The organism is Actinomadura fibrosa (assembly GCF_900659615.1).
GTDB classification, from domain to species: domain Bacteria; phylum Actinomycetota; class Actinomycetes; order Streptosporangiales; family Streptosporangiaceae; genus Spirillospora; species Spirillospora fibrosa.
On the sequence record NZ_CAACUY010000314.1, the window covers coordinates 1 to 9,017 of the forward strand.

The following is a 9,017-nucleotide window of genomic DNA, read 5'->3' on the forward strand; positions in this document are numbered from 1 at the left end:
GGGCCTGCCGGGCCCGGCCGCTCGCCCAGGCGTCGCCGGCGGCGGCGAGGAGGTGGTCGGTGCGGGTGCCGCGGTCCGGGGTCAGCGCGGCGGCGCGGCGCCAGATCCGCCAGGACTCGGCGTACCGGCCCGCGGCCTGCGACGTGCGGGCGGTGTCGGCGAGCTCGCGGGCCGTCCGGTCGTCGGGTTCGCCGGTGAGGGCGGCGCGGTGCCACAGCCGCCAGGGCCGCTGCCAGCTCTGGTCGAGGACGGCGGCGAGCAGCGTGTGGGCGGCCTGCCGCTCCAGCCGGGACGCCTCCGCCCACAGCGAGGAGCGGACGAGCCGGTCCCGGACGGTCACCACGTCGCCCTCGAAGCGCAGCAGCCCCGAGCCGCGGACGGCCTCGACCTCCCAGGCGGGGACGCCCGCGGTCCGCGCGGCGCGGCCGAACGTCGACACGTGCAGCAGCTCGTCCGCGGCCGTGATGAGGACGAGGCGCCGCGCGCCCGCGGGGAGTGCGAGGTGGCGGCGCCGGTAGTGGGCGCGCAGCGTGCTGCCGGCGGGGAGCGACCGCGGCGGCGGCGCCGTGCCGGACAGCTGCGCGGGGGTCAGCGCGGCGGCCAGTTCGCGGATCGCGAGCGGGCATCCGCAGGCCAGCGCGACGACCTCCTCCGCGAGGTCCGCGTCGAGCGGTTCCCCGGCCGCGCCGCCGAGCGCGACCGCGGTGGTGAATGTGCCGCCGAGCGTGCCGGAGAACGTGCTGTCGAGGACGCCGTCGAGCACCCCGCCGAGCGAGCCGGCGAGCGCGTCGCGCAGCACCTGCCGTCCCGCCTCCTCGGTGAGCGGTGCGAGCGGCAGGCGGGGGAGGCCGGTGAGGGCGTCGGCCGCCGGACGGTCGTCGCGCGCGGCGAACAGCATGGCCACGGGCTCGTCCTGGACGCGGCGCGCCGCGAAGCCCAGCGCGTCCAGGGAGAGGGGGTCGATCCATTGGGCGTCGTCCGCCCAGCAGAGGACGGGACCGTTCCGCGCCGCCGCGGTGAGCAGCTCGTACACGGCGGCGTACAGGTCGAACGGGTCGGCGCCCCCGCCGGACGCGCCGCCCGTGATGGGCGCGAGGGCCTTCCGGTGGACGGGCCGCAGGTCCGGCACGAGCGCGGCGAGGGGGCGCAGGAGCCGGTGCAGTCCCGAGTACGGGACGGACGTCTCGCGCGGGACGCCGGTGGTGCCGAGCACCTGGAAGCCGGGCCCGTCGGCGCGGGCGGCGGCGCTTCGGACGGCGGCGTCCAGCAGTGCGGTCTTGCCCATGCCGGCGTCGGCGAGGACCGCCATCGCGCCGCCGCGCCCGGCGAGGGCCGAGTCGAGCATCGCCGCGATCGCGCCGAGCTCGCGCCGGCGCCCGTGCGGCACACCTTCCGCTGTCATGCCGGTCCCTCCTCGGACGGATCGGGCCCATAGGTCAACACGCGGGGCCCGGCCGGGTCCAGAGCGCCGTTCGGTTTGAGGGCGGCGGCGCAATCCGGACGGGCCGTGATTGTGCGGCTGCACAGTCCGGGCGGCGGATTGTGGTCCGTGGGGCGCCGCGATGGCACGATGAGCCCCCCGCGTTGTGCTGGAGGTGGGGGGCGATGACGGGAGGCCGGCCGGGGCCGGGCGGACGGGGCGAGGCGGGCGTCCGGGCGGACGACGACCGTGAGCGGGCGGACCGGGCGATCCTGCGGAAGGCGGTCGCGCGCCTGTCCGACAGCCTGCCGGACCTCGCCGACCGGCTGGCCGCCGAGATCCTGTCCGGGGAGGGCGGCGACCGCGCCGACGCGCTGCGCGACGATCTGTGGGACGTCTGCCGTGCCGGGCTCGGGCACGGGTTCGAGGCGATCCTCGAACCGGGGCGCGGGCGCGCCGACCTCCAGTGGGCCGAGCGGCTCGGCCGCCGCCGCGCGCACCAGGGGCAGCCGCTCGACCAGCTCCTGCGCTCGTACCGGCTGGCGGGGCGGGTGTTCTGGGAGGCCGTGGTCGAGACGGTCGGGCGGGACGACCCGGACAACGTCCCGGCGCTGATCCGGCAGGCGACCCGGACCTGGGACACGATCGACGAGCAGTCGGGCGCGGCGGCGGCCGCCTACCACCGCACCGAGTTCGCGCTGGTGCGGCGCAGCGAGGAGCGCGTGCACGCGATCGTGGACGCGCTGCTGGACGGCCAGGGCGCCGACGGCGGGCTGCTCGCGACCGCGACGTCCGTGCTCGGCCTGCCCGCGGCCGGCCGCTACGCGGTCGTGATGATGGGCGCGGAGGGCGGCCTGGCCGACCACGGGGACCGGCGTCCCGCCGACACGGGCGGGATGCGGTTCATCTGGCGGCTGCGCGCGGACGCCCAGGTCGCGCTGGTCGCGCTCGGCACGGCGGAGCTGGACGACCTGGTCGCCGCGGTCCGCCCGCACGCCCGCGCGCACGCCGGGGTCAGCCCGGTCGTGGAGACGCTGGCGGAGCTGGGCGGGGCGCGCTGGCTGGCAGAGCTCGCGCTGCGGACCTGCCACGGTCCCGGCACGCAGATCGCCCGGCTTGACCGGCGCCTCCCGGACGCGCTCGTGCTGTCGCAGCCGCGGCTGGCGGGACGGCTCGGCCACGTCGCGCTCGGCGGGCTCGCCGAGGTGGACCACGGGTTCCGGGAGGTGCTGCTGACGACGCTCGCGACGTGGGTGGAGTGCGACGGTTCCGCCGCCCGCGCCGCCGAGCGGCTGTTCTGCCACCGCAACACCGTCCTGAACCGGCTCCGCCGGATCGAGCAGCTCACCGGGAGGACGCTGACCCGTCCGGGGGACCTGGTGGAGCTCGTCCTGGCGCTCAGCGCTGTGCGCCTGCACGGCGGGCCGGGCGCCGAGTCCGGCGGGCACGGCAACGGCGACAACGGCGCCGGGCCGCCCGCCTGGGTGGGCGGGCGGCCCGTCCGGTGACCGGTGCGACCTGTCAGGTGTGGGGGCAGGTGTCGCGGTACTCGGAGATGTTCCGGTCGCCCTGCGGCGCCGGGCAGAGGAACTGCTCGTAGCGGGTGTCGTTGTCGATGAACCGCTTGAGCCAGGAGATGCTGTACTTCGCGATCGTCGTGTTGGCGGTGTTCGGCGCGAAGTGGCTCGCCCCGGCCAGCTCCAGGTACGCCTTCTCCGTGGACGCGGGGATGCTCTCGTAGAACGGCTGGGCGTGCGAGGCGACCGGCGCGATCGTGTCGGTCTGGCCGCCGATGATGAGCGTCGGCACCGTGTCGCGGGAGAAGTTCTTGTTGAGGTCCCACGGGGTCAGCGGGATCGCGGCCTGGAGCGCGGGCCGGTCGAGGGACGCCTCCAGCGTGCCGCCGCCGCCCATCGAGTGGCCCATCACGCCGAGCCTGGACGCGTCGATGCGGGTCCGCACGCTGCTGCGCTGGGTCAGGTAGTCGAGCGCGGCCTCCAGCTGGCGGCCGCGGCTGTCCGGCTGGTCCGAGCGGGTCAGCGTGTCGATCGTGAAGACGACGAAGCCCTGGGACGCGAGGCGCGGGCCGAGCCAGGCCAGGCTGGACTGGTCGGCGGTGTAGCCCGGCGCGACCGCGACCGCGCCGAACGTGCCCTCGGCGGTGCTGGTCGGGTAGTAGATCGTCCCGCCGCCGAAGCCGGTGACGCTGAGCGAGGAGACGGTGGTCTGGGACGTGGCGAACGGGCCGCGCACCGCCTCGATGCTCGCGGTGGTCGGCGCCGGGCCGCGCTCGTAGGGGTTGTCGGCGCGCACGGCGAGGGCCTGCCCGGCCCGGGCCGGCTGCGCCGCGTGGGCCGCCTGCATCGCCTGCGGGGCGGCGCAGACGCCGGCGGTCAGGGCGGCGACGAGCAGCGCCTTGGCCGCCGTACGCCGGGTGGATGGGGTGGATCGCACGTCGGTTCACTCCTGATTCGGGGAGGGGACCGGCGGGGGCCGGTCCCGGAGAGTATCGACGCGGTCATTCTTGGCACACACCACGGCGGCCGGGCATCGGCGAAATGACCGGTCGGTAACTTCTGGAAGGCTTCCTTTTCGGATGCCGGCTAGGCGGCGACGGTGGCTCTGACCAGGCGGAAGTAGTCGAACGGGCGGAGTGCGTCCGTACGGTGCCACAGTCGCGGCGGGACGGCCTCCGCCAGCCGCACGTTCTCGGCGACCTTCAGGCCGTGCTCCTCCAGGAGCGCGTCGACCTCGTCCGGTGCGAGCAGCGAGCGCTTCGGTTCCCCGTACTCGACGACGATCTGTCCGGCGATCTCCGCGAAGGCGTCGCCCGCGGCGTCGCGGATGCCGGGCGGCAGGGCGTAGTCCAGGACGAGTTCGGTGCCGGGCGCCATCCCGCTGATCTCGTCCAGGACGGCCGCGATCGCGTCGCGGGTCAGGTAGTAGCTGACACCGAGCCAGCTCACCAGCGCGGGACGTCCGGGGTCGAACGACGCCTCGTCCTTCAGCTTCCGGACGGGCGCCTCCGCTTCGAAGTCCACCGGGACGAATGCGGCGGTCTCCGGGACGAGGATTCCGGCGGCCTCCAGGAGCCCTTTCTTCCATTCCTGCGTGGACGGATGGTCGACCTCGAACACGCGGACGCCCGGAGCGCTGCGAAAGGCGTAGGTGTCGAGCCCGGCCCCGAGGACGACGTACTGCCCATGGCCGCCGAGGCGCCCTTCCGTGTAGCGGCTGCGGACGGTCGTCACCGTGCGGGTCCCGGCGAGGATGAGGTGGTCGCCGCTCGACCGGTGGTACCCGATCATCTCGTCGGCGAGCCCTCCGAGCAGCGGCGACACGAGGGGATCGGTGAAGATCAGCGGTTCGTCGTCCACCAGCGGGTGCGCCGCCCGCGCCGCCGCGGCGGCGAGCGCGGTCCTGCTGGGACGGCCCTCGGCCATCGTTCCGGAACTCATCGGCCGGTTCCTTTCGCCAGTGCGGCCCGCGCCCGGAAGGCTCCGGCGCGGGCGGGTCGATGTCCTGGAGAAAGGCAGCCTATAAGCCGTTGTCCCTATCATATCAGCGCAAAATAAATTACTCGTAACCGTCGAATCAAGTTTTCGCCGCATTCCCAGGAGGAATTGTCGCCCGGCCGAGGACAGGCATCTGGCAGGACGCTGACAGGGGGGTGACAGCGGCCCGGCGCAGCCTGGACCCACACGCTGAACCGACCAGGAGGCCACCATGACCGAAGTCCTCATCGCCGGAGCCGGACCCACCGGGCTCACCCTCGCCATCGACCTCGCCCGCCGCGGCGTCCCGCACCGGATCATCGACCGCGCCGCCGTCACCGGGTCGCGCGGCAAGGGCCTCCAGCCCCGCACCCTGGAGGTGTTCGACGACCTCGGGGTCATCGGCACCATCCGGGCGGTGGGCGGCCCGTATCCCCCGATGCGCGCCTACTCCGGCACCGACGTCGTCTGGGAGGGGCGGATGCACGACGAGAAGCCGCCGTCCGCGAGCGTGCCCTACCCCGGCGCCGTGATGATCCCGCAGTGGCGCACCGAGCGGATCCTCCGCGACCGCCTGGACGAGCTCGGCGGCCGCGTCGAACCGGTCGGGCTGGCGTCCTTCGAGCAGGACGACGAGGGGGTCACCGCCGTGCTGGACGACGGGTCCCGCGTCCGCGCGGCCTACCTCGTCGGCGCGGACGGCGGCCGCAGCACCGTCCGGAAGACCCTGGGCGTCGCCTTCCTGGGCGACACCCACGAGGACGAGCGCATGCTCATCGGCGACGTGCGCGCCACCGGGCTGGACCGCGACCACTGGCACATCTGGGGCGACATGGCGAACCACAAGATCCGTGTGGCGCTGTGCCCGCTCGCCGGCACGGACGAGTTCCAGTTCACCGCGCCCCTTGCCCCGGGCGACGAGCCCGAGCTGACCCTCGCCACGTACCAGAAGATGTTCGACGAGTGCTCGGGACGCGACGACGTCCGCCTCACCGACCTCAGTTGGGCGTCGGTCTACCGCCTGAACATCCGCATGGTGGAGCGCTTCCGGGCCGGCCGCGTCTTCCTCGCCGGGGACGCCGCGCACGTCCACTCGCCGACCGGCGGGCAGGGCCTCAACACCGGCGTGCAGGACGCCTACAACCTCGGCTGGAAGCTCGGCGCCGTCCTGCGCGACGGCGCCGACCCGAGCCTGCTCGACACCTACGAGGAGGAGCGCCTCCCCGTGGCCGCCGGGGTCCTCGGCATCAGCACCGCGCTGTACCGGAAGGCCGCCGAGGGGCAGGCGGACGCGTTCAAGCGCGGCGAGGAGACCGCGCAACTGCTCCTGGCCTACCCGGACAGCCCCCTCACCGGTCCGGGCGGCGGGAACCGGGCGCCCGACGCCGTCCTGCGCGACCGCGACGGCGTGCCGGTCCGGCTGTTCGACCTCTTCCGCGGCCCGCACTTCACCGTCCTGGTGTTCGGCGACCACGCCTCCGGCGGGAGCGGCCTGGCCGCGTCCGTGCCCGGCGCGGTGAAGGTCGTCGCGATCGGCGAGGGCGGCGACCTGCTGGACCCGGACGGCGAGGCCCGGACCGCCTACGGGCTGGACGGCCCCGGCGTGGTCCTCGTCCGCCCGGACGGCTACGTGGCCTGCGCGGGCGACGAGTCCGCCCTCCGCTCCTACCGGCTGGCAGCGCGCTCACAGTAAGCCCGATGCACGCGGCCGAGAAAGAGGGAACCGGGGCGGGGCGTCCGGCCGAGTAGGGGTGAACTCACCGAAAGGATCCCCTCATGAACGGACGTGGTACGTGTTGACCGCGCCACCCGCCCCGGGCCCGTCCAGCCCCGCCGACGAGGCGTCCGACGCGGCGCTGCTCCGCCAGTCGGTGCTGCGGCCGGACCGGTTCGGGGCGGTCTTCGACCGGCACTGCGACGAGATCCACCGGTACGTCGCCCGCCGTCTCGGCCCCGGGACGGCGGAGGACGTCGTCGCGGAGACGTTCCTCGTGGCGTTCCGCAAGCGCGGCGGCTACGACTTCGCGCGGCCCGACGCGCGGCCCTGGCTCTACGGCATCGCGACGCGGGCCGTCGGCGCGCACCGGCGGGCGGAGGTGCGCCACAACCGGGCGCTGGCGCGGGCCGGGGGCCGCGAGGCCGTCGAGCCGTTCGACGAGCGCAGCGCGGCCCGGCTGACCGCCGAGCGGCTCCAGCCCCGGCTCGCGGCGGTGCTCGCCCGGCTCTCGGCGGCCGACCGCGACCTGCTGCTGCTGATCGCGTGGGCCGACCTGACCTACGAGGAGGCGGCCGAGGCGCTCGGCATCCCCGTCGGGACGGTCCGGTCCCGGCTCCACCGGATCCGCGGGAAGGTGCGCCGGGCGTTCGGCGGCACCAACCCCCTGGCCACGACGAACGAGGAGTCCCCGGCATGAGCGGGCGGGACGGGTTCGGGTCCGGTCATCCGGCCGGGAGGCGCGCGGGGTCGTTCCCCCGCGGGGAGGAAGTCATGGGCATCGACGAGATCACTGCTTTCCGCGAGGGGCGTCCCGACGTCCCGGCGTACGACCCGGCGGTCAAGGCGCGGCTCCGCGCACGGCTGCTCCAGGCGGAGCCGGAGCGTGCGGTGTCCGGCGCGCGGCGCGGCGGCGCGGGCTTCGGCGCCCGCCCCGGCTTCGGCGGGGTCCGGCTCGGTGGCCTGCGCGGGCGCTGGGCCACCGCCGGTGCGCTCACGGCGGCGCTGGCCGTCGGCATCACCGTCGTCCAGACCGTCGGCGTGGGAGGCGGCGGTGGCGGGAACTCGGCGCCGCGCCTCATCGGCCCCGTCGCCAACGCCGAGGAACTGGCGGACGACGCGGCGCGCAAGGCCGCGGCGGGCGGCGAGGGCACGCCGCGTCCCGGCCAGTGGGCGTACGTGAAGGCCGTCTACGCCCAGACGCAGGAGGGCGGAGGCGCCGCCCTGTTCGGCAAGCCCCGCAAGCTGCGGACGGAGGAGACCTGGCGCCGGGTGGACGACAAGCGGTTCGCCGTCTACGAGAACGGCGAGCTGAAGGTCGCCGCCGTCACCAAGTACCAGCCGACCTATCCGTATCTGCTGTCCCTGCCGTCCGAGCCCGCCGCCCTGCTGGCCCGCGTCTACAAGGAGGTGGACGCGGAGACCGCCCGCCACAGCGCCCCGCCGGACGCGTCCACCGGCAGGCTCTCCAAGCGGACCCTGGAGAAACTGAAGGAGGCGAAGACGGCGAAGCCCGTGGCGCCGACCGCCGAGCAGCGGAACATGAGGGCGTTCCAGGTCGTCGCGGGGTACATGGAGCGGGCGGTGCTCCCGCCCCGGCTCCGGGCCGCGATGTACGGGGCCATGGCCAGGATCCCCGGCGTCCGATACGAGGCCCGCGCGTCCGACATCACCGGACGGCCCGGCGTCACGCTCTACCGGGTCGAGGAGGGCTACCTCCGTGACGAGGTCCTCATCGACCCGAAGACGTACGCCTACATGGGGTTCCGGGCCATCGCGGTGAAGGAGCGCAAGGGGGTTCCCGGGCTGCTCGACGTCCGCGAGGGGCAGATCCTCGGCTGGAGCGCCCTCCAGCGGGCCGTCCTCGTGAACGGGCCCGGCAAGCGGGCGTAGCGCACGGATCCGCAGCGCCCGCGCGCGCGTGGGACGATCTCCGCTAGGACGAGCGGGTCTTCGGGGAGCGGGATGCGGGTGCCGGAAGGGGGCGCGCGGGCCACCGGCCTCGCGCGCCTCACGGGTCTCGCGCGGGCCGCCGGGCCCGGGCGGGCGCGGTTGATCGCCGGGCTGGTGATGGCGTCGTTCGCGGCCGTCTACGTCACGGCGGCGCCCGCCCGGACGGACGGGACGGCGCGGATCGCGGCGGCGGTCGTCCTGGCGCTCGGGGTCCTGGCGCTGCACCTGCTCTGGCTCGTCCCGGCGCTCGCGCCCCGGCGCCGGGCGGGCGCGGCGCCCATCGCCGCGCTCGCGCTCCAGGCCGCCTGCGCGTACGCGGGCGTGCTCGCGTTCGGGACGTCGGTGGCGATCCTCGGATTCGTCGCCGGGTCGCTGCTGCTACGGGCGCGGGGATGGCCGCTCGCCGCCGCGGCGGCCGCCGTGCTCGGCAGCGCGG

8 protein-coding genes are annotated in these 9,017 nt (G+C 75.3%); 5 read left to right on the forward strand and 3 right to left on the reverse strand.

The genetic code is table 11. From position 1 onward, the window contains the following. The coding region (locus E1300_RS44290) for an AAA family ATPase (RefSeq protein ID WP_131763273.1) at positions 1 to 1,402 on the reverse strand (1,402 nt) is incomplete at its 3' end. Positions 1,403 to 1,605: 203 nt separating this feature from the next. Between E1300_RS44290 and E1300_RS44295 the strand changes: the two genes are divergently transcribed. Then, positions 1,606 to 2,928: a PucR family transcriptional regulator gene (locus tag E1300_RS44295; protein ID WP_131763274.1), complete on the forward strand. Its 1,323-nt coding sequence runs from the start codon at positions 1,606 to 1,608 to the stop codon at positions 2,926 to 2,928. Between the two features lie 13 nt (positions 2,929 to 2,941). On the opposite strand, the gene bdeA is transcribed toward E1300_RS44295, so the two are convergent. Beyond that, on the reverse strand, positions 2,942 to 3,874 hold the full coding sequence (bdeA, locus tag E1300_RS44300; RefSeq protein ID WP_370785954.1) for a bis(hydroxyethyl) terephthalate hydrolase: 933 nt from the start codon (positions 3,872 to 3,874) through the stop codon (positions 2,942 to 2,944). Positions 3,875 to 4,023: 149 nt separating this feature from the next. Continuing rightward, the gene (locus E1300_RS44305; RefSeq protein ID WP_131763275.1) at positions 4,024 to 4,878 is read right to left on the reverse strand and encodes a class I SAM-dependent methyltransferase; all 855 of its coding nucleotides are present in this window, start codon (positions 4,876 to 4,878) and stop codon (positions 4,024 to 4,026) included. Between the two features lie 268 nt (positions 4,879 to 5,146). On the opposite strand from E1300_RS44305, the gene E1300_RS44310 reads away from it, so the two are divergent. The 4 genes from E1300_RS44310 to E1300_RS44325 all read left to right on the forward strand — a co-directional run. Then, positions 5,147 to 6,607, forward strand: coding sequence for an FAD-dependent monooxygenase (locus E1300_RS44310; RefSeq protein WP_131763276.1), 1,461 nt, complete (start codon positions 5,147 to 5,149; stop codon positions 6,605 to 6,607). Between the two features lie 103 nt (positions 6,608 to 6,710). After that, positions 6,711 to 7,328 (forward strand): RNA polymerase sigma factor, encoded by a 618-nt coding sequence (locus E1300_RS44315; protein WP_207400320.1) that lies wholly within the window; start codon positions 6,711 to 6,713, stop codon positions 7,326 to 7,328. Further along, positions 7,325 to 8,521: a CU044_5270 family protein gene (locus E1300_RS44320; RefSeq protein ID WP_131763278.1), complete on the forward strand. Its 1,197-nt coding sequence runs from the start codon at positions 7,325 to 7,327 to the stop codon at positions 8,519 to 8,521. Before E1300_RS44315 ends, E1300_RS44320 begins: the two co-directional genes overlap by 4 nt. 72 nt (positions 8,522 to 8,593) lie before the next feature. Further along, on the forward strand, positions 8,594 to 9,017 hold a 424-nt coding region (locus tag E1300_RS44325), incomplete at its 3' end, for a hypothetical protein (protein WP_370785956.1).

Coding starts and splice junctions, on each gene's coding strand:
- E1300_RS44310 (WP_131763276.1), top strand. CDS start 5,147: ATGACCGAAGTCCTCATCGCCGGAGCCGGACCCACCGGGCTCACCCTC.
- E1300_RS44305 (WP_131763275.1), bottom strand. CDS start 4,878: ATGAGTTCCGGAACGATGGCCGAGGGCCGTCCCAGCAGGACCGCGCTC.
- E1300_RS44320 (WP_131763278.1), top strand. CDS start 7,325: ATGAGCGGGCGGGACGGGTTCGGGTCCGGTCATCCGGCCGGGAGGCGC.
- E1300_RS44295 (WP_131763274.1), top strand. CDS start 1,606: ATGACGGGAGGCCGGCCGGGGCCGGGCGGACGGGGCGAGGCGGGCGTC.